Origin of the sequence: Aeromicrobium sp. SORGH_AS_0981 (genome assembly GCF_031453195.1) — a bacterium.
Lineage (GTDB): Bacteria > Actinomycetota > Actinomycetes > Propionibacteriales > Nocardioidaceae > Aeromicrobium.
In genome coordinates, this window is record NZ_JAVIZD010000001.1 from 238,245 (window position 1) to 257,029 (window position 18,785).

At 69.9% G+C, this 18,785-nt stretch carries 29 protein-coding genes; 2 read left to right on the plus strand and 27 right to left on the minus strand.

Going from position 1 to position 18,785, the window contains the following annotated elements:
• Positions 1 to 4 precede the first annotated feature (4 nt).
• Entirely contained in the window at positions 5 to 445 is a 441-nt protein-coding gene (locus QE370_RS01210; protein WP_253022602.1) for an Lrp/AsnC family transcriptional regulator, read from the minus strand.
• Positions 446 to 597: 152 nt separating this feature from the next.
• On the opposite strand from QE370_RS01210, the gene ddaH reads away from it, so the two are divergent.
• The gene (ddaH, locus tag QE370_RS01215; RefSeq protein WP_309633127.1) at positions 598 to 1,485 is read left to right on the plus strand and encodes a dimethylargininase; all 888 of its coding nucleotides are present in this window, start codon (positions 598 to 600) and stop codon (positions 1,483 to 1,485) included.
• A gap of 36 nt (positions 1,486 to 1,521) precedes the next feature.
• Here the strand turns inward: ddaH and QE370_RS01220 are convergent, their stop codons facing one another.
• On the minus strand, positions 1,522 to 2,169 hold the full coding sequence (locus QE370_RS01220; RefSeq protein WP_309633128.1) for a biliverdin-producing heme oxygenase: 648 nt from the start codon (positions 2,167 to 2,169) through the stop codon (positions 1,522 to 1,524).
• 191 nt (positions 2,170 to 2,360) lie between these two features.
• Between QE370_RS01220 and QE370_RS01225 the strand changes: the two genes are divergently transcribed.
• Entirely contained in the window at positions 2,361 to 4,265 is a 1,905-nt protein-coding gene (locus QE370_RS01225) for a CHAP domain-containing protein (RefSeq protein ID WP_309633129.1), read from the plus strand.
• Between the two features lie 10 nt (positions 4,266 to 4,275).
• Here QE370_RS01225 and map read toward each other — a convergent pair whose 3' ends face one another.
• The 25 genes from map to QE370_RS01350 all read right to left on the minus strand — a co-directional run bounded on the left by map (position 4,276) and on the right by QE370_RS01350 (position 18,534).
• A complete protein-coding gene (gene map, locus QE370_RS01230) occupies positions 4,276 to 5,115 on the minus strand; it encodes a type I methionyl aminopeptidase (RefSeq protein ID WP_309633130.1) in 840 nt (279 codons plus the stop codon).
• 19 nt (positions 5,116 to 5,134) lie between these two features.
• Positions 5,135 to 5,701, minus strand: a complete 567-nt coding sequence (locus QE370_RS01235) for an adenylate kinase (protein ID WP_308207025.1) — start codon at positions 5,699 to 5,701, stop codon at positions 5,135 to 5,137.
• Positions 5,698 to 7,002, minus strand: a complete 1,305-nt coding sequence (gene secY / locus QE370_RS01240; RefSeq protein ID WP_067859763.1) for a preprotein translocase subunit SecY — start codon at positions 7,000 to 7,002, stop codon at positions 5,698 to 5,700. Before secY ends, QE370_RS01235 begins: the two co-directional genes overlap by 4 nt.
• A gap of 212 nt (positions 7,003 to 7,214) precedes the next feature.
• Positions 7,215 to 7,655 (minus strand): 50S ribosomal protein L15, encoded by a 441-nt coding sequence (gene rplO / locus QE370_RS01245; RefSeq protein WP_253022584.1) that lies wholly within the window; start codon positions 7,653 to 7,655, stop codon positions 7,215 to 7,217.
• A gap of 1 nt (position 7,656) precedes the next feature.
• On the minus strand, positions 7,657 to 7,839 hold the full coding sequence (gene rpmD / locus QE370_RS01250; protein WP_067859767.1) for a 50S ribosomal protein L30: 183 nt from the start codon (positions 7,837 to 7,839) through the stop codon (positions 7,657 to 7,659).
• Positions 7,839 to 8,462, minus strand: coding sequence for a 30S ribosomal protein S5 (gene rpsE / locus QE370_RS01255; RefSeq protein WP_253022582.1), 624 nt, complete (start codon positions 8,460 to 8,462; stop codon positions 7,839 to 7,841). Before rpsE ends, rpmD begins: the two co-directional genes overlap by 1 nt.
• Before the next feature lie 40 nt (positions 8,463 to 8,502).
• Positions 8,503 to 8,886, minus strand: a complete 384-nt coding sequence (rplR, locus tag QE370_RS01260) for a 50S ribosomal protein L18 (RefSeq protein WP_253022580.1) — start codon at positions 8,884 to 8,886, stop codon at positions 8,503 to 8,505.
• Positions 8,886 to 9,428: a 50S ribosomal protein L6 gene (gene rplF / locus QE370_RS01265; protein WP_067859773.1), complete on the minus strand. Its 543-nt coding sequence runs from the start codon at positions 9,426 to 9,428 to the stop codon at positions 8,886 to 8,888. The genes rplR and rplF overlap by 1 nt, the downstream gene beginning before the upstream one ends.
• 15 nt (positions 9,429 to 9,443) lie before the next feature.
• Positions 9,444 to 9,851, minus strand: coding sequence for a 30S ribosomal protein S8 (gene rpsH / locus QE370_RS01270; protein WP_067859776.1), 408 nt, complete (start codon positions 9,849 to 9,851; stop codon positions 9,444 to 9,446).
• A gap of 126 nt (positions 9,852 to 9,977) precedes the next feature.
• Positions 9,978 to 10,163, minus strand: a complete 186-nt coding sequence (locus QE370_RS01275; RefSeq protein ID WP_067859778.1) for a type Z 30S ribosomal protein S14 — start codon at positions 10,161 to 10,163, stop codon at positions 9,978 to 9,980.
• 1 nt (position 10,164) lies between these two features.
• The gene (gene rplE, locus QE370_RS01280) at positions 10,165 to 10,725 is read right to left on the minus strand and encodes a 50S ribosomal protein L5 (RefSeq protein ID WP_067859780.1); all 561 of its coding nucleotides are present in this window, start codon (positions 10,723 to 10,725) and stop codon (positions 10,165 to 10,167) included.
• A gap of 2 nt (positions 10,726 to 10,727) precedes the next feature.
• Entirely contained in the window at positions 10,728 to 11,099 is a 372-nt protein-coding gene (rplX, locus tag QE370_RS01285; protein WP_253022576.1) for a 50S ribosomal protein L24, read from the minus strand.
• Between the two features lies 1 nt (position 11,100).
• The gene (rplN, locus tag QE370_RS01290; RefSeq protein ID WP_056209423.1) at positions 11,101 to 11,469 is read right to left on the minus strand and encodes a 50S ribosomal protein L14; all 369 of its coding nucleotides are present in this window, start codon (positions 11,467 to 11,469) and stop codon (positions 11,101 to 11,103) included.
• A 7-nt stretch (positions 11,470 to 11,476) separates the two neighbouring features.
• Positions 11,477 to 11,773, minus strand: coding sequence for a 30S ribosomal protein S17 (rpsQ, locus tag QE370_RS01295; RefSeq protein ID WP_253022574.1), 297 nt, complete (start codon positions 11,771 to 11,773; stop codon positions 11,477 to 11,479).
• On the minus strand, positions 11,770 to 11,994 hold the full coding sequence (gene rpmC / locus QE370_RS01300) for a 50S ribosomal protein L29 (RefSeq protein ID WP_067859792.1): 225 nt from the start codon (positions 11,992 to 11,994) through the stop codon (positions 11,770 to 11,772). The genes rpsQ and rpmC overlap by 4 nt, the downstream gene beginning before the upstream one ends.
• 2 nt (positions 11,995 to 11,996) lie before the next feature.
• Entirely contained in the window at positions 11,997 to 12,419 is a 423-nt protein-coding gene (gene rplP, locus QE370_RS01305) for a 50S ribosomal protein L16 (RefSeq protein ID WP_067859795.1), read from the minus strand.
• Entirely contained in the window at positions 12,419 to 13,237 is an 819-nt protein-coding gene (gene rpsC, locus QE370_RS01310) for a 30S ribosomal protein S3 (RefSeq protein ID WP_067859801.1), read from the minus strand. Before rpsC ends, rplP begins: the two co-directional genes overlap by 1 nt.
• 2 nt (positions 13,238 to 13,239) lie before the next feature.
• Positions 13,240 to 13,677: a 50S ribosomal protein L22 gene (rplV, locus tag QE370_RS01315; RefSeq protein WP_253023936.1), complete on the minus strand. Its 438-nt coding sequence runs from the start codon at positions 13,675 to 13,677 to the stop codon at positions 13,240 to 13,242.
• Positions 13,674 to 13,955, minus strand: a complete 282-nt coding sequence (rpsS, locus tag QE370_RS01320) for a 30S ribosomal protein S19 (RefSeq protein ID WP_067859804.1) — start codon at positions 13,953 to 13,955, stop codon at positions 13,674 to 13,676. The genes rplV and rpsS overlap by 4 nt, the downstream gene beginning before the upstream one ends.
• Before the next feature lie 33 nt (positions 13,956 to 13,988).
• Positions 13,989 to 14,816 carry a 50S ribosomal protein L2 gene (rplB, locus tag QE370_RS01325; RefSeq protein WP_067859807.1) on the minus strand — a complete coding sequence of 276 codons (828 nt, stop codon included), beginning with the start codon at positions 14,814 to 14,816 and terminating at the stop codon, positions 13,989 to 13,991.
• 13 nt (positions 14,817 to 14,829) lie between these two features.
• On the minus strand, positions 14,830 to 15,132 hold the full coding sequence (rplW, locus tag QE370_RS01330) for a 50S ribosomal protein L23 (RefSeq protein WP_067859810.1): 303 nt from the start codon (positions 15,130 to 15,132) through the stop codon (positions 14,830 to 14,832).
• A gap of 4 nt (positions 15,133 to 15,136) precedes the next feature.
• A complete protein-coding gene (gene rplD, locus QE370_RS01335) occupies positions 15,137 to 16,108 on the minus strand; it encodes a 50S ribosomal protein L4 (protein WP_253023934.1) in 972 nt (323 codons plus the stop codon).
• A 3-nt stretch (positions 16,109 to 16,111) separates the two neighbouring features.
• Positions 16,112 to 16,738, minus strand: a complete 627-nt coding sequence (rplC, locus tag QE370_RS01340; RefSeq protein WP_309633131.1) for a 50S ribosomal protein L3 — start codon at positions 16,736 to 16,738, stop codon at positions 16,112 to 16,114.
• A 72-nt stretch (positions 16,739 to 16,810) separates the two neighbouring features.
• A complete protein-coding gene (gene rpsJ, locus QE370_RS01345) occupies positions 16,811 to 17,119 on the minus strand; it encodes a 30S ribosomal protein S10 (RefSeq protein ID WP_067859819.1) in 309 nt (102 codons plus the stop codon).
• A gap of 443 nt (positions 17,120 to 17,562) precedes the next feature.
• On the minus strand, positions 17,563 to 18,534 hold the full coding sequence (locus tag QE370_RS01350) for a type IV toxin-antitoxin system AbiEi family antitoxin domain-containing protein (protein WP_309633132.1): 972 nt from the start codon (positions 18,532 to 18,534) through the stop codon (positions 17,563 to 17,565).
• Positions 18,535 to 18,785 lie beyond the last annotated feature (251 nt).

The following is an 18,785-nucleotide window of genomic DNA, read 5'->3' on the forward strand; positions in this document are numbered from 1 at the left end:
GCGCTCAGCCGGTGTAGCGGTCGATCAGGCGCGAGAGCACGATCGCGGTGTCGGTGTGGTCGACGTTGTCGACCTCGGTGCGCACCCGCTCGAGCGCTCGCTCCAGGTCGCGCACGTCGCGTGCGACGATCCGCAGGATCGCGTCCGCCTGGCCCGACACGGTCGCCGCCGCGTGGATCTCGGGGACCTTCGCGAAGGCGGACCCGAGGGCCTCGGGCGTGATCGTGCCTCGACAGTGGACCTCCACGTACGCCTCGACCGCCCATCCCATGAGGTCGGGGTCGACCACTGCGGTGAACCCCTTCACCACGCCGTCGGCGACGAGCCGGTCGACCCGGCGCTTGACCGCCGGGGCCGAGAGGCCGACGTCGGCGGCGATCCGGGCGTAGCCGGCCCGGCCGTCGCGCACGAGGTGGTCGATGATGCGGCGGTCGAGGTCGTCCATGCACCCATCGTGCAACGAATCGCCGCCCATGGCGCCAGAACGCCAGGATCCTGCGCGAGCACGTGCAGTTTCGAACTCTCGGTCCGCGTGGAGGGCGAACTACGATGGATTCGTTGCGTCGCAGGGGTGACGCCACTGACCAGGAGGTCGCCGTGACCGTGCTCGAGACCCGTCCCGCCACCCACGTCCCGGTGAGTCCCTCGCCCGCACGGCAGGTGACCCGGTCCGCCCGGACCCGTACGTACCTCATGTGCGCGCCGACCCACTTCGACGTCACCTACGCGATCAACGCGTGGATGCGACCCGGGGTGGCCGTCGACCGCCAGCGCGCCCTCGTCCAGTGGGAGGTGCTGCGCCAGACGTACAGCGCGCTGGGCCACCGGGTGCACGTGCTCGACGGGGTGCCCGGCCTGCCCGACATGGTGTTCGCCGCCAACGGCGCGACCGTCGTCGGCGGCCGCGCCTACGGCGCTCGGTTCCGCCACCCCGAGCGCGCCGCCGAGGCCGTCGAGCACGCCGCCTGGCTCCGGGGGCAGGGCGTCGCCGTCACCGACCCCACGCAGACCAACGAGGGCGAGGGCGACTTCCTCGTGCTCGGTTCCATGATCCTGGCAGGAACGGGCTTCCGGACGAGCCTGCACGCGCACGTCGAGGCGGCTCGCGTGCTCGACCGTCCGGTCGTCAGCCTGCAGCTCGTCGACCCGCGCTTCTACCACCTCGACACCGCCCTGGCCGTGCTCGACGACGGCAACGGCGACGCCCCGGCCGACATCGCCTACCTGCCGTCGGCGTTCTCCGAGCACAGCCGTCGCACGCTGCGCGAGCTGTTCCCGGACGCGGTGGAGTGCACCGAGGACGACGCCCTCGTGCTCGGGCTCAACGCCGTGAGCGACGGACGCCACGTCGTCGTGCCCGTGCAGGCGCGCACCCTGACCCGTCAGCTCGAGGAGCGGGGCTACGTCCCGGTCCCCGTTGACGTGAGCGAGCTGCTCAAGGCCGGCGGCAGCGTCAAGTGCTGCACCCAGGAGCACCACTCCTGAGCACGGGACACGCGACACCTCCCGTCGGCGGCGCCGTCAGGGGCGGTAGGCGTCGAGGTCGGCGGACAGCTCGGCGAACAGGGCCTCGTTGAGCCCGAAGACGAGACGCACCTCGGCGAGGACGTCCAGCCGCTCCTGCGTGGTGAGGTCGAGCGCGTCGAGGCGTTCGCGGTAGGCGTCCTTGTACGGCTTCGGCTTCGGCACGTCGACGAACGCGTAGAAGGCGAGACCGTCGTGGTCGAGGTCGAAGGTCCGAGCCAGCACCCGGCCGATCGCACGCCCGCCCGAGAGGTCGCCCAGGTACCGCGTGTAGTGGTGCGCCACGAACCGCGCAGGGTGGTCACGGGTGGTCTCGATCCGCGCGACGTAGGCGTCGGTCGCCGGCGTCGCGGCGTCGCCGGTCCCCCAGTGCGCCACGTCGTCGAGGATCGCCGACGACCGCTCCAGGGCGGGGTCGAGGACCGCGTCGACCGCCGGGTGCCCGGCGAGCGTCCGTCCTGCGGCCTCCAGCGCCGCGTACACCCGCTGCAGCCGCGCCAGGTAGTCCGCGTACCCACGGGGCGACACCCGGCCGGCGAGCAGCTCGCTCATGAAGGCCGATCCTTCCGCGGACTCGTGCTCACGTCGGGAGCCGTCGCGCAGCAGGCGCGACAACGAGGAGGTGTCCGGCTCGATGATCGTCATGTCTGCCTCTCGTCCGCCCCGACCGTCCGGGTCGGCCGACCCGTGCTCAGAGCATAGGCTAGGCAACCCTAAGCAGTCCACGGGGGTCCACGGCGTGGTCGCTCTACCTCCGCCCCTTCGACGGGGTCCGAGAGCGACCACTTCGGTCACACAGGTCCCACGCGCCCCCGAAATCCCGTACGCTGCTCGGCGTGTCGCGTTCTCGGGTGCTCTCAGCGCTGCTATCTTCCCTCGCCGCCGTCCTGGTGGCCGGGACGCTGGTCGCTGCGCCCAGCGCGCAGGCCGCCTCCACCCTGCTGTGCTCGGGCTACGCGAACTGCCTGCGCGCCGGGTACGACCACCACGGCTACGAGCAGAACCAGCGCACCAGCTACTGGAACATGTACGGCGGCACGAACTGCACGAACTACGTCGCGTACCGCCTCGTCACCACCAACGGCATGGCGAACCGACGTCCGGCCTCCGGCGTCGGCAACGCCCGCGACTGGGGCACGACGATGGCGTCCATCACCGACACCACGCCCGCGGTCGGCTCGGTCGCCTGGTGGGGCCGCACCGGCAACCACGTCGCGTACGTCGAGCGGGTCGCCTCCCCCACCGAGATCATCGTCTCGGAGTCGAACTGGGGTCGCGACTTCGACCACCGGCGGATCACGAAGTCCGGGTCCGGCTGGCCGGACGGCTTCATCCACTTCGCCGACCCGGACGTCACCCCCCGCTTCACCTCGGCCCCACGACCGACGTTCGCCGGTGCCGAGAAGGTCGGCAGCCTGCTGACCGCGCGTGCGGGCTCCTGGTCGCCGACGGCCACCCTGAGCTACCAGTGGGTCGCCGACGGGACGCCGATCCGCGGCGCCACCGCGTCGACGTACCGGTTGACCGCGGCCGAGCGCGGCCGCAAGGTCCACGTCGTCGTCACCGGACGGCGCGCCGGGTACCCGGCGACGGCCTCCACGTCGGCGCGCACGTCCAAGCCGATCGCGGCAGGCGACTTCGGCACGACCGCACGCCCGACGCTGACGGGCACCGAGCGCGTGGGCGCCCAGCTCGTCGCGTCCGCACCCACCTGGAAGCCTGCGGCCACGCTCGACTACCAGTGGTACGCCGACGACGAGATCATCCCCGGAGCCACGAGCAGCACCCTTCCGCTCGACGCCGACCTGCTCGGCCAGCGCATCGGCGTGGTCGCCACGGGCTCACGCCCGGGCTACAACACGCAGGTGCTGGAGTCCGCGACCGTGACCGACCCCGTCGCCCCAGGCGTCTTCGACCTCGCGCCGGCGCCGGTCGTCGCGGGCACGTCCGCGGTCGGGTCGGTCCTCACCGCGAGCACGGCCGCGTGGTCGCCGACGGCCACGCTCGCCTACCAGTGGTTCTCCGACGACACCCCCATCGCCGGCGCCACCACGGCGCGCTACACCGTGACCCCGGACGACCGAGGGCACCGGCTGCACGTCGTCGTCACCGGCTCCCGCACGGCCTACACGACGACGCAGGTCGCGTCCCAGCCGACGGACGCCGTCGCGCCCGGGCAGTTCACGACGACGGCGCGACCGGTGCTGTCCGGCGCGGCCCAGGTCGGCACCACGCTGCAGGTCCGCACCGACGCCTGGTCGCCGGTCGCCACCTTCACCTACCAGTGGTTCGCCGACGGGCGGCCGATCCCCGGCGCCACGGGCACCAGCTACCGCCTGACGTCGGCGGACCGCGGCAAGCGCATCCGCGTCGGCGTCACGGGCACGCGCGACGGCTACGTCACCCGCACCCTGTCGTCGAGCCGCACCACGCCCCCCGTCCAGGCGGAACCCGTGGCGTTCAGGACGGTGCACCGGCCGGTCCTCTCCGGTGCGGCCCAGGTGGGCACGGTCCTGCGGGCGAGCACGCCAGCCTGGTCGCCCGTCGCGACCTTCGGCTACCGCTGGTACGCCGACGGCCGGCTCATCGCCGGCGCGACCGGCAGCGCCTACCGACCGGTGGCCGCCGACCGTGGCAAGCGGATCCACGTGACGGTCACGGGCAGCCGCAGCGGGTACGTCGCCCGCACGATCGCCTCGACCCGCACGACCGCGCCGGTCGCCGCCGCGCCACGTCGCTGAACCTCGACGGCTACGACGCGTCGTCGCCCGCGTACGGCACGCCGAGCTCGGCGAGCCGCGCACGCCCGCCGTCGAGCGCCGTCAGCACCCAGGCGCCGTCGGCCGTCCAGGTGACCGTGTGCTCCCAGTGGGCCGCCCAGGACCCGTCGTCGGACACGACCGTCCAGTGGTCGTCGAGGGTGCGGGTGTCGGGCGAGCCGAGCGTGACCATCGGCTCGACGGCCAGCACGAGGCCGGGCACGATGCGCGGGCCCTTGCCGGCTCGCCCCACGTTCGGCACGTCGGGCGCCTGGTGCATGGCCGTGCCGATGCCGTGTCCCGTGTAGCCGTCGGCGATCCCGTAGTCACCGGACGAGCGCACGCTGCGCTCGATCGCCTGGCTCACGTCGCCGACCCGCCGGCCGACGCCGCCGGCCGCGATACCGGCCCAGAGGGCCCGCTCGGTGTCGTCGACGAGCTGCTGCACCTCGGGGGCGACCTCCCCGACCGTGACCGTCACGGCCGCGTCGCCGTGCCATCCGTCGACGATCGCGCCGCAGTCGATGGAGACCACGTCGCCCTCGCGCAGCTCGCGGGACCCGGGGATGCCGTGCACGACCTCGTCGTTGACCGACGCGCAGATGACGCCGGGGAAGCCGGGCACACCGGGTTCGGCACCGTAGTGCAGGAAGTTCGACGTCGCCCCGTGCGCGCGGATCGTGTCGTGCGCGACCGCGTCGAGCTCGGCCGTCGTCACCCCTGGCGCGACGGTCTCGCGGACCGCCTCGAGGGCGTGCGCGACGACGAGACCGGCGCGGCGCATGAGCGCCACCTGCTCGGGTGTCTTGATCTCGATGCCGCGACCGAACACGGTCTCCCCCGGCCTCCGGTCAGAGGCCGAGTGCGGCGTCGATGCGCGCCTCGACCTCGTCGACCGTGCCCATGCCGTCGACCTCGCGCAGCAGGCCACGCTCGCGGTACACCGGCAGCAACGGCGCCGTCTCCGCGATGTAGACCTCCTGGCGGTGCCGGATGACGTCCTCGGTGTCGTCGGCGCGGCCGCTGGTCTCGGCCCGCTTCAGCAGCCGGGCGATCAGCTCCTCGTGGTCGACCGTCAGCACGAGCACGTGGTCGAGCTCGGAGCCGAGGTCGGCGAGGATCCGGTCGAGCGTCGAGACCTGCTCGAGCGTGCGCGGGTACCCGTCGAGGATGAAGGACTCGCGGGCGTCCTCCTGGGCGAGGCGGTCCTGCACCATCGCGTTCGTGACCTCGTCGGGCACGTACTCGCCCGCGTCCATGTAGCGCTGCGCGGTCCGGCCGAGCTCGGTCTGCTGCTGGACGTTGGCCCGGAAGATGTCGCCGGTCGAGACGTGCGCGCCCTCGATCCGCTGCGCGAGCGTCGCCGCCTGCGTGCCCTTGCCGGCACCGGGCGGACCCATGATGAGGAGACGAGTCACCGCAGGAACCCTTCGTAGTTGCGCTGCTGGAGCTGGCTCTCGATCTGCTTCACCGTGTCGAGGCCGACGCCCACGATGATGAGGATCGAGGTGCCGCCGAACGGGAAGTTCTGGCTGGCGCCGAGCAGCGCCACGGCCACCATCGGGATGAGGGCGATGAAGCCCAGGTACACGGCGCCCGGAGCCGTGATGCGGCTCAGGACGTACGCCAGGTAGTCCTGCGTCGGACGGCCGGCACGGATGCCCGGGATGAAGCCGCCGTACTTGCGCATGTTGTCGGCGACCTCCTCCGGGTTGAAGGTGATCGCCACGTAGAAGTAGGCGAAGAACACGATCAGCGCGAAGTACGTGATCATGTAGTACGGGTGGTCACCACGCACGAAGTGGTCGGTGATGAACACCGCGCCCGGTCCGTCGGGCCGGAACTGCGCGTACAGCGCCGGCAGGTAGAGCAGGCTCGAGGCGAAGATGACCGGGATGATGCCGGCCTGGTTGACCTTGAGCGGGATGTAGGTCGAGGAGCCGCCGAACATCCGGCGCCCGACCATGCGCTTGGCGTACTGGACCGGGATCCGGCGCTGCGCCTGCTCGATGAGGATGACGGCCGCGACGATGACGAGACCGACGAGCACCACGACGGAGAACGTCGCCCAGCCCTTCTGCTCCTTGATCAGCCACATGGCGCCGGGGAACGTCGCGACGACCTGCGTGAAGATCAGGATCGACATGCCGTTGCCGACGCCGCGGTCGGTCACGAGCTCGCCGAGCCACATGATGACGGCGGTGCCGGCGACCATGGTGAGGACGATCAGCAGGAAGGCGGGGATGCTGTCGGGGCGGTAGAGCAGCTGGCCGCAGTCGACGCCGCCGAACAGCTGGCCGCTGCGCGCGAGCGCCACGATGCCGGTCGCCTGCAGGACGGCGAGCCCGAGCGTCAGGTAGCGGGTGTACTGCGTGATCTTCGCCTGGCCGGACTGACCCTCCTTCTTGAGGGCCTCCAGCCGCGGGATGACGACGACGAGCAGCTGCAGGATGATGCTCGCGGTGATGTAGGGCATGATGCCCAGCGCGAACACGGTCAGCTGCAGGAGCGCACCGCCGGAGAAGACGTTGATGAGCGCGAAGAGGCTGCTGTTCTCGCCCTGCGAGGCGAGGTCGACGCAGCGCTGGACGTTGCTCACGTTGATGCCGGGGGCCGGCAGGGTCGAGCCGAACCGGAACAGCACGATCACGGCGAGCACGAACAGCAGCTTGCGTCGAAGGTCAGGCGTCTTGAACGCGTTGACGAAGGCGCTGAGCACCGGGTGTCCTCCTCGATCGTGGGCCCCTGGCGGGACCTCGGCGACTCTAACAGTCAGTTCTCGCAGATCGGCCGTTGCCCGGTCGTTGCACCCCGCACGTGGGGCGGGCGCCCGGGACGGGCCTCGGCCTGCGAGGGCCGGACGACGAACGACGGCGAGGTCCGGTGGCCGCTAGGGCCACGAACCTCGCCGTCGTCTCGTCAGAGCGTCATTCAGAGCTCGGTCACGCTGCCACCGGCGGCCTCGATCTTGCTGCGGGCCGAGCCGGAGAACTTGTGGGCGGTCACCTGGACGGCCACGGAGAGGTCACCCTCGCCGAGCACCTTGACCAGCTGGCCCTTGCGGACCGCGCCCTTCGCGACCAGCGCGTCGACGTCGATGGCGCCACCCTCGGGGAAGAGGGTGCCGATGCGCTCGACGTTGACGACCTGGTACTCCTCACGGAACGGGTTCTTGAACCCCTTCAGCTTGGGCAGACGCATGTGGAGCGGGATCTGTCCACCCTCGAAGCCGGCGGACACCTGGTAGCGGGCCTTGGTGCCCTTGGTGCCGCGACCGGCGGTCTTGCCCTTGGAGCCCTCACCGCGACCCACGCGGGTCTTCGCGGTCTTGGCACCGGGGGCGGGGCGCAGGTGGTGAAGCTTCAGCGCCATGTCAGTCAACCTCCTTGACGGCCACGAGGTGCGGGATGGTGTTCGCCATGCCGCGGATCTCGGGGCGGTCCTCCTTGACGACGACGTCGCCGATGCGCTTCAGACCCAGCGACCGCAGCGTGTGGTGCTGGTTCTGCGGGCGACCGATCGCCGAACGAACCTGGGTGATCTCGAGGCGCGCCATCAGACACCCACCTCGGCGGGCGCGTTCTGCGCCTCCTTGATGCCCTCGGCCTGAGCCTTGAGCAGGGCCGACGGGGCGACGTCCTCGACCGCGAGGCCGCGACGCTGCGCGACCGCCTCGGGCGACTCCAGGCCCTTGAGGGCCTCCACCGTCGCGTGGACGATGTTGATGGAGTTCGACGAGCCGAGCGACTTGCTCAGGACGTCGTGGACACCGGCGGCCTCGAGCACTGCACGCACCGGGCCACCGGCGATGACGCCGGTACCGGGCGACGCGGGACGCAGGAAGACGACACCGGCCGCCTTCTCGCCCTGCACCGGGTGCGGGATGGTGCCCTGGATGCGCGGGACGCGGAAGAAGTTCTTCTTCGCCTCCTCGACACCCTTGGAGATCGCCGTGGGGACCTCCTTGGCCTTGCCGTAGCCGATACCGACCTGGCCGTCACCGTCGCCGACGATCACGAGGGCGGTGAAGCTGAAGCGACGACCACCCTTCACGACCTTGGCGACACGGTTGATCGTGACGACCTTCTCGATGTAGTTGGACTTGTCGCCGCCGCGGTCGCCTCGACCACCGCGACGGTCTCCGCCTCCGCGGCGGTTACCACTCTGCTGGGCGCTCATGCGGCACTCCCCATGTCGTAGTTGTTCGTCTTGGTGGACATCAGAACTCCAGCCCACCCTCGCGCGCGCCGTCGGCCAGGGCGGCCACGCGACCCGCGTAACGGTTGCCCGCGCGGTCGAAGACGACGGCCTCGATGCCGGCGGCCTTCGCCCGGTCGGCGACGAGCTCGCCGACCTTCTTCGCCTTGGCGGTCTTGTCGCCGTCGAAGGCGCGCAGGTCGGCCTCGAGGGTCGAGGCCGAGGCCAGCGTGTGTCCCTCGAGGTCGTTCACGACCTGGGCCACGATGTGCTTGCTGGAGCGGGTCACGACGAGACGAGGACGCTCGGGCGAGCCGTGCAGCTTCTTGCGACCACGGATCTGGCGACGCGCGCGCGACGTGGCGCGGGCGGAGCGACCCTTGGACTGCTTGATGGAGACGGCCATCACTTACCAGCCTTTCCAGCCTTGCGCAGCACGCGCTCGCCGGCGTAACGGACACCCTTGCCCTTGTAGGGCTCGGGCTTGCGGATCTTGCGGATGTTCGCGGCGACCTCGCCGACCGACTGCTTGTCGATGCCGATGACCGAGAACTTGGTGGGAGCCTCCACGTTGAACGTGATGCCCTCGGGGGCCTTGACGATCACGGGGTGGCTGAAGCCGAGCGCGAACTCGAGCTCCGTCGGGCCCTTGGACAGGACGCGGTAGCCGACGCCCACGATCTCGAGCTTCTTCTCGTAGCCGTCGGTGACGCCGACGACCATGTTGCTGATGAGCGTGCGGCTCAGGCCGTGGAGGGCCTTGCTGCGACGCTCGTCGTCGGGACGCTGGACCTCGAGGCTGCCGTCCTCACCACGGTTGACCGTGATGGGCTCGGCGACGCGGTGCGAGAGCTCGCCCTTGGGGCCCTTGACGCGGACGTCCTGACCTTCGATGGTGACCTCGACGCCGTTCGGGACGGCGACGGGAAGCTTGCCGATGCGCGACATGTGTGTGCTCCTCCCTCACCAGACGTAGGCGAGGACTTCTCCGCCTACACCCTTGGTCGTGGCCTGACGATCGGTCAGCAGGCCCTGGCTGGTCGAGATGATGGCGACGCCCAGTCCACCGAGCACCTTCGGGAGGTTCGTGGACTTGGCGTACACCCGCAGGCCCGGCTTGCTGATGCGGCGGATGCCGGCGATCGAGCGCTCGCGCTGGGGGCCGTACTTGAGGGTCACGTGGAGGGACTTGCCCACCTCGCCCTCGGCGGGCTCGACGACCTTGTAGTCGGTGATGTACCCCTCCTGCTTCAGCAGGGCGAGCACGCCCTCCTTCAGCTTGGAGTAGGGCGCCGACACGTCGTCGTGGTACGCCTGGTTGCCGTTGCGGATCCGCGTGAGCAGGTCCGCGATCGGGTCGGTCATGGTCATGTGGTGTTTCCGTTCCTGCCGTGGTTTCGCATCCCGTCCCCGGGCCCGGGGTTCCGGACGGGTGAGGGAGGACCTGCGACGGTCGTGGTGGAAGGGGTGGTGGTCAGCGGCACGAGGCCGACGAGGTCACCAGGAGGACTTGGTCACTCCGGGCAGCTCGCCGCGGTGGGCCATCTCGCGCAGGCAGATCCGGCACAGGCCGAACTTGCGGTACACGGACTTCGGACGGCCGCAGCGCTGGCAGCGCGTGTAGCCACGGACCGCGAACTTGGGCTTGCGGGCCGCCTTGATCTTGAGGCCGGTCTTCGCCATGTCAGTTCTCCTTGAAGGGGAAGCCCAGCTGCTTCAGCAGCGCGCGACCCTCGTCGTCGTTGGTGGCGGTGGTGACGATGGTGATGTCCATGCCCCGCGACCGGTCGATCTTGTCCTGGTCGATCTCGTGGAACATGACCTGCTCGGTCAGACCGAACGTGTAGTTGCCGCGGCCGTCGAACTGCTTGCCGTTGAGACCGCGGAAGTCGCGAATACGGGGCAGCGCCAGCGTGAGCAGACGGTCGAGGAACTCCCACATGCGGTCGCCGCGCAGCGTGACGTGCGCACCGATCGGCATGCCCTCGCGCAGCTTGAACTGCGCGATGGACTTGCGAGCCTTGGTGACCTGCGGCTTCTGGCCGGTGATCGCCGTGAGGTCGCGGATGGCGCCCTCGATGAGCTTGCCGTCGCGGGCAGCCTCGCCGACACCCATGTTGACGACGATCTTCGTCAGTCCGGGCACCTGCATGACGTTCGCGTGGTCGAACTCCTCGCGCAGCGCCGGGAGGATCTCCTCGCGGTACTTGGCCTTCAGCCGCGGAGCGGTGGTCGTCTCGGCCATGCTCAGATCTCCTTTCCGGTCTTGGAGGACACGCGCACGGAACGCTGCGCCTCGTAGCTGGAACCGTCGGGACGGTTCTTGGTGACGTCGTCGCGGCGGTGCGAGACGCGCGTCGTGGTCTTGTCGCCGTCGACGTCGACGACGAGCATCACGTTGGAGACGTGGATGGGGGCCTCACGCGTGATGATGCCGCCCTGCGTGCCGTCGGCACCGGCGCGGGTGTGGCGCTTGATGCGGTTCACGCCCTCGACGATGACGCGCTCACGCTCGGCGAGCACCTCGATGACCTTGCCCTCGACGCCCTTGTCGGCACCCGCGATGACCTTGACCTGGTCACCCTTGCGGATCGACAGCGTTCGCTTGTTGCTGGTCATGTCAGAGCACCTCCGGGGCGAGCGAGATGATCCGCATGAACTTCTTGTCGCGCAGCTCGCGGCCCACGGGGCCGAAGATGCGCGTTCCACGCGGGTCGCCGTCGGCCTTGAGGATGACGGCGGCGTTCTCGTCGAACTTGATGTACGAGCCGTCCGGACGGCGGCGCTCCTTGACGGTGCGCACGACCACGGCCTTGACGACGTCGCCCTTCTTGACGTTGCCGCCGGGGATGGCGTCCTTGACGGTGGCGACGATGGTGTCGCCGATACCGGCGTAGCGTCGACCCGAGCCGCCGAGCACGCGGATGCAGAGGATCTCCTTCGCACCGGTGTTGTCGGCGACCTTGAGTCGCGACTCCTGCTGAATCATCTGTCTCTCACTTCGCCTTCTCGAGGATCTCCACGACGCGCCAGCGCTTGGTGGCCGACAGCGGGCGGGTCTCCTGGATGAGCACACGGTCGCCGATGCCGGCCGCGTTGGCCTCGTCGTGCGCCTTGAGCTTCACGTTGCGTCGCAGCACCTTGCCGTACAGCGGGTGCTTCACGCGGTCCTCGACAATGACGACGACGGTCTTGTCCATCTTGTCGCTCGTGACGAGGCCCTCGCGCACCTTGCGGTAGTTGCGGGTGGTGTCGGTGTTCGTGGTCACGGTGTCCTTCTCGCTGGTGCTCATGCCTCGACCGCCTCGATGATGCCCAGCTCGCGCTCGGTCAGCACCGTGTAGATGCGGGCGATCTCGCGGCGGACCGTCTTCAGACGAGCCGTGTTGTCGAGCTGTCCCGTGGCGTTCTGGAAGCGCAGGTTGAACAGCTCTTCCTTGGCCTCGCGCAGCTTGGTCTCCAGAGCCTCGGCATCGAGGCCGCGCAGCTCTGCGGCAGTGGTCTTCGCAGCCATGCTCAGAACCCTCCCTCGGTGTCGCGGGTGATGAAGCGCGCCTTCATGGGCAGCTTGTGGATGGCGCGACGCATCGCCTCGCGCGCGACGTCCTCGGAGACACCCGAGAGCTCGAACATGACGCGTCCGGGCTTGACGTTCGCGACCCACCACTCGGGCGAGCCCTTGCCGGAGCCCATGCGGGTCTCGGCCGGCTTCTTGGTCAGCGGGCGGTCGGGGTAGATGTTGATCCACACCTTGCCGCCACGCTTGATGTGACGCGTCATGGCGATACGAGCGGACTCAATCTGACGGTTGGTCACGTAGTGACCCTCGACCGCCTGGATGCCGAAGTCGCCGAACGCCAGCTCCGTGCCGCCCTTCGCCATGCCGCGGCGCTTGGGGTGGTGCTGCTTGCGGTACTTGACCCTACGAGGCATCAACATCAGGACTGCCCTCCTTCGGTGGCAGCGCCGGCGCCGGCCGTGGCGGGAGCCTCGGCGGCGGGAGCGGCCTGCTCGGCCTGGGGAGCACCCTGGCCGGCCTGGTCGTCACGAGCGGGACGGCGCCCGCGCTGGGGGCGACGGCTGCCGGGGGCGGCGGCGCGACGCGCGGCCTCGGCCTCGCGCTCGGCGCGCGTGCCCGCGACCTCGCCCTTGTAGATCCACACCTTGACGCCGATGCGACCGAAGGTGGTCTTGGCCTCGTAGAAGCCGTAGTCGACGTCGGCGCGGAGCGTGTGCAGGGGCACGCGGCCCTCGCGGTAGAACTCCGAGCGGCTCATCTCGGCACCGCCGAGACGGCCCGAGCACTGGATGCGGATGCCCTTGGCGCCGGAGCGCATGGTCGTCTGCATCGCCTTGCGCATCGCGCGACGGAACTGCACGCGACCGCTCAGCTGCTCGGCCACGCCCTGCGCGACGAGCTGTGCGTCGAGCTCGGGCTGCTTGACCTCGAGGATGTTGAGCTGCACCTGCTTGCCGGTGAGCTTCTCCAGCTCGCCGCGGATGCGGTCGGCCTCGGCGCCACGGCGACCGATGACGATGCCCGGACGCGCGGTGTGGATGTCGACGCGGACGCGGTCACGCGTGCGCTCGATCTCCACGCGGCTGATGCCGGCGCGGTCCATGCCCTTGGTCAGGAGCTTGCGGATCTTGACGTCCTCGCCGACGTAGCTGCTGTACAGCTTGTCGGCGTACCAGCGGCTCTTGTGGTCGGTGGAGATGCCCAGGCGGAAGCCGTGCGGGTTGATCTTCTGGCCCATGGTCAGCGACCGCCCTTCTTCGTGTTCTTGCGCGACTGCGGCACGTCGGCGGACGGCTGCACGACGACGGTGAGGTGGCTGGTGCGCTTGAGGATGCGGTTGGCCGCACCCTTCGCGCGCGGACGCCACCGCTTCATCGTCGGGCCCTCCTCGACGAGCACCGTGGAGATCACGAGGTCGGACGCGTCCAGACCCTCGGTGGTCACGGCGTTCGCGACGGCGGACTCGACCAGCTTGTAGAAGTTGGACGCGACGGCCTGCGGGGCGAACTGCAGGATGGCGAGCGCCTCCTGCGTGTCCATGCCGCGGACCAGGTCGCCGACGCGGCGCGCCTTCTGCGGGGTGACCCGCACGAAGCGGGCCACGGCGAACGCGCCCGCGGCGTCGCCGAGCAGGCGCTCGCGGCGCGCGCTGACGTTCTCTCGGGTAGCTGCACTCATCGCCTCTTGGCCTTTCGGTCGTCCTTCTCGTGACCGCGGAAGGTGCGGGTGGGGGCGAACTCGCCCAGCTTGTGCCCGACCATCGCGTCGGTGATGAACACCGGGACGTGCTTGCGGCCGTCGTGCACGGCGATCGTGTGTCCGATGAAGGACGGCAGGATCATCGAGCGACGCGACCAGGTCTTGATCACGGTGTGGGTTCCGGCATCGTTCTGAGCGTCCACCTTCTTCTCGAGGTGGCCGTCGACGAAGGGACCCTTCTTCAAACTACGGGGCATTCTCTACTCCTGGATTCCTGAGCTCGTCGAGGCTCAGCGGCCGGACTTGCGGCGGCGGACGATCATCTGGTCACTGGCCTTGCGCTTGCGCGTACGGCCCTCGGGCTTGCCCCAGGGCGAGACCGGGTGGCGACCACCCGAGGTCTTGCCCTCACCGCCACCGTGCGGGTGGTCGATCGGGTTCATGGCCACACCACGGACGGTCGGGCGCTTGCCCTTCCAGCGGTTGCGACCGGCCTTGCCCCAGTTGATGTTGGACTGCTCGGCGTTGCCGACCTCGCCGATGGTGGCGCGGCAGCGGACGTCGACGTAGCGCATCTCGCCGGAGGGCAGACGCAGCTGGGCGCGCGAGCCCTCCTTGGCGACGAGCTGCACGCGCACACCGGCGGAGCGGCCCATCTTGGCGCCACCACCCGGACGCAGCTCGACGGCGTGGATCTGCGTGCCGACGGGGATGTTGCGCAGCGGCAGGTTGTTGCCGACCTTGATGTCCGCGGTCGGGCCGGCCTCGATGGCCTGGCCCTGGCGGATGCCGTCGGGCGCGATGATGTAGCGCTTCTCGCCGTCGGCGTAGTGCAGGAGCGCGATGCGCGCCGTGCGGTTGGGGTCGTACTCGATGTGAGCGACCTTGGCCGGCACGCCGTCCTTGTCGTAGCGCTTGAAGTCGATCACGCGGTAGGCGCGCTTGTGACCGCCACCCTGGTGACGCGTGGTGATGCGACCCTGGTTGTTGCGGCCACCCTTCTTGGGCAGCGGCTCGACGAGGGACTTCTCCGGCGTGGTCCGGGTGATCTCGGCGAAGTCGGCGACGCTGGAGCCACGACGGCCCGGCGTGGTCGGCTTGTACTTACGGATAGCCATGTCTGATCAGTCCTCAGCTCGGGCTCGAGAAGATGTCGATGCTCTGGCCGGCGGCGACGCTCACGATGGCCCGCTTGGTGTCCTTGCGCTTGCCGAGCCCGTTGCGGGTGCGGCGCGTCTTGCCCTTGCGGTTCAGCGTGTTCACGGCCGTCACCTTGACGCCGAACACGTTCTCGACGGCGATCTTGATCTCCGTCTTGTTCGCGTCGGGGTGAACCAGGAACGTGTACTTGTTGTCGTCGATGAGCGCGTACGTCTTCTCGGAGACGACGGGCGCGATCAGGACGTCGCGGTGGTCCTTGTGCAGGGTGCTCATGCGGTCACTCACCAGCCTTCTCGAAACCGGCGGCCTGCGCGGTCTCCTCGGTGTCGAACCAGACCTCGGCGACCGTCTGGTCGTACCAGGGGCTGTCCGGCGTGTGGAACTTCATCGAGTCGACGTTGCCCTTGATCTCGTGACCCTTGGGCGCGTTGCCGCTCTTGAGCGGGGCCTTGGAGCCGGGGCCGTAGGGCTGCGTCTTGGTCGCGCCCTCCGCGCCGGACTCCTCGGTCGCCGGGGCGGCCTCGGCCTGCGCCGGAGCCTCCTGGGCGGCCGGAGCCTTCTTCGCGGACGCCTTCTTCGCCGGCTTCGCGGCGGGCTTGGCGTCGGCCTCGACGACGGCCGCGCTGAGCGCGATCGTCTCGGCACCCTCGGTGGAGCGCGCCTCGACGAAGGCCTCGAAGGCCTCCTGCGTGAAGATCACGTCGTCGCTGAGCACGACGTCGTAGGTGTTCAGCTGGTCGAAGGTCAGCACGACGAGGTCGGTGACGTTGCGCAGGCTGAGGGCCGTGACGGCGTCCTCACGACGCACGACGACGAGCACCCGGCGACGCGTGGTCAGCTCCGCGATCGCGGCGACGGCGGCCTTGGTGGAGGGCGCCTCGCCCGTGACGAGCGACTCGACGACGTGCAGGCGACCCGAGCGGGCCCGGTCCGAGAGGGCTCCGCGCAGGGCGGCGGCCTTCATCTTCTTGGGCGTGCGCTGGTCGTAGCTGCGCGGCGTCGGGCCGTGCACGACACCACCGCCGGTGTAGTGCGGGGCGCGGATCGAGCCCTGGCGGGCGCGGCCGGTGCCCTTCTGGCGGTACGGCTTCTTGCCACCGCCGCGGACCTCGCCGCGCGACTTGACGTCGTGCGTGCCCTGACGGGCGGCGGCGAGCTGCGCGGTGACGACCTGGTGGATCAGGGGGATGTTCGTCTGCACGCCGAAGATGTCGACGGGCAGCGCGGCATCGATGGTCTTGACAGCCATGGATCAGGCTCCCTTCGCGCCGGTGCTGGAGGCGGACTTGGCCGCGGAGCGGACCACGACGAGTCCACCCTTCGGGCCGGGGACCGCACCCTTCACGAGGATGACGCCCTTGGCGGCATCCACGGCGTGGACGGTCAGGTTCTGGGTGGTGACGGTCTCGGCGCCCATGTGGCCGGCCATGCGCAGACCCTTGAAGACGCGACCCGGGGTGGCGCAGCCACCGATCGAGCCGGGCTTGCGGTGGTTGCGGTGCGCGCCGTGCGAGGCGGAGACACCGGCGAAGCCGTGACGCTTCATGACGCCGGCGAAGCCCTTGCCCTTGCTGGTGGCGGTCACGTCGATCTCGTCGCCGGCGGCGAAGATCTCCGGGGAGATCTCCTGGCCGAGCGTGTAGTCACCGATCGCCTCGGTGCGGATCTCGACGACGTGACGACGCGGCGTGACGCCGGCCTTCGCGAAGTGGCCGGCCTGCGGCTTGGTGATCTTGCGGCCATCGATCTCGCCGAAGCCGATCTGGACGGCGGTGTAGCCGTCGGTCTCGGCGGTGCGGATCTGCGTGACCACGTTCGTCTCGGCGGCGAGGACGGTGACGGGCACGATCTTGCCCTCGTCGTCCCAGACCTGCGTCATGCCGAGCTTGCGGCCGAGGAGGGCCGCGCGCGTTGACGGTGGAGGAGGTGCTCATGGTGTTCTCGTCCTCCCTCAGAGCTTGATCTCGATGTCGACACCGGCCGGCAGGTCGAGTCGCATGAGCGAGTCGACGGTCTTCGGCGTCGGGTCGATGATGTCGATGAGCCGCTTGTGCGTACGCATCTCGAAGTGCTCGCGGCTGTCCTTGTACTTGTGCGGCGACCGGATCACGCAGAACACGTTCTTCTCGGTCGGCAGGGGCACGGGGCCGGCCACGGAGGCTCCGGTGCGCGTGACCGTGTCGACGATCTTGCGCGCCGAGGTGTCGATCACCTCGTGGTCATAGGCCTTGAGCCGGATACGGATCTTCTGTCCCGCCATGCTCTGGTCGTCCTTACTCTTCGTCAGCTTGGTGTGCCCCTGGGGCTTGTTCTCCCTGGAGGGGATCGCTCCCCTCCGCCCCCCGAGGTCGGGCGTGTCGCGGTGGTGACCACGAGCGTGCGCGAACCTTCTGGAGTTGGGTGGTTGGACTTCCGGTCGCGGGCCGCGGCCTCCAGGGAGTCCGCGTCACGTCGCTTCCAGCAGTCAGGCCGGACACCGTGCAGCGCGCTCGTCGACCCCGGCGTGAGTTCCGGGCGGGCACGCCCCAGCGATCCGGCCGGAGCAACCGCACTAGTCTGACAGACTCCCCCGCCGGAACACAAATCGGCCCCTGGCGCGGACCTGCGGTTTACCACGGGACCGTGGTAAACGTCGTCCGCCCACGGCAAACTTCCCGCGGGACGACGACCGTTGCCGCGGGAAGTGGGCGCTCGCGCCGTCGCTCAGCGGGCGGCGAGAGGCACGTAGAGCCGTCTCGACTGCGCGAGACCCTCGAGGATCATGCGCGCGGTCGCCGCGCGTCGGGCCGGACCCAGGTCGACCCATCCCCACCTCGACATGCCCCACCGCCTGTCCCTCACGGCGTCCTCGCGCTGCTTCTCCTGGACGAGCGCGCGCACGTCGCCGTCCCCGAACGGGTTGAGCCTGCCGAGCTTGACCATCCCGTCGAACTCGCCGCAGTGCCGACTCTCCTCCCACAGGAAGTCGAGCCGCGCCGAGCGACCGTCCCTCAGGACCAGCGTGCGCTGCAGCTCGGGGCGCGGCAGGTCGAAGCGCCACATGAGGTACAACGAGCGCACCTCGCCCACCGTCTCGGCGCGCCCGTCGCTCATCCGCAACGACAGCCGAGCGTGCCGGGCACCCGGCCAGTGCCCGATCTCCTCCAGACGCGGCTCGAGCTCGACGTCGACGACGGCCGAGCGGAGTCCGCTCGACGCGATCACCATGCCCTCCTCGATGCCGACCGTGCAGGCGCACTCGAGCACGGTGCGCGTCGGAGCCGTGACCAGCCGGCCGTCCACCTCCACGACGTCGGCGTCCTCGAGCCGGTTCTCATGGAACACCACACCGGCCTCCCGTCGCCCGCCTCCCCCGTCGACGCGCGTCAGGTGGACGAGTCCGAGGTCCACGTTCCAGACGTCGAGCCCGTGGAGGACGGCGGCCGTCACGTGGGACGCGGCGACGGTCGGCCCGAGCTTGTCGAGCACCGCCTTGGCGACGATGGCATGCCTCTCGACGGCGTCCGCGAGCTGCCAGAGGTCGTAGGGGACGTAGGTGCCGTGCCGCACCCGTGCGAGGAGACGGCTCGCGCAGGCCTGCCGGATCTGGGCGTCGGAGACACCTGAAGCGTTGAGCTGGTGCCGGAACAGGTACCCACCCTGAGCGGTCGCGATGGTCACGAGGTCGTCGAGCATGGTTCGACACTCGTCGACCTGGCCACGTCAGGACAGCACCCGACGCCGGCCTGTGCACGAACGCGGGGCGAGGCGCTGGTCCGAGGCAGGCCTGTGGACACGCTTCCCTGGGCAAAGGTCGTCCTCCCGCGGCAAGCATGCCGCGGGAGGACGACGTTCACCACGGTCCCGTGGTAAACCGCAGAACACGACGAAGCCCCTCGGACCCGAAGGTCCGAGGGGCTTCGCTCAGCAGTGCTGGTGTGTCGTCA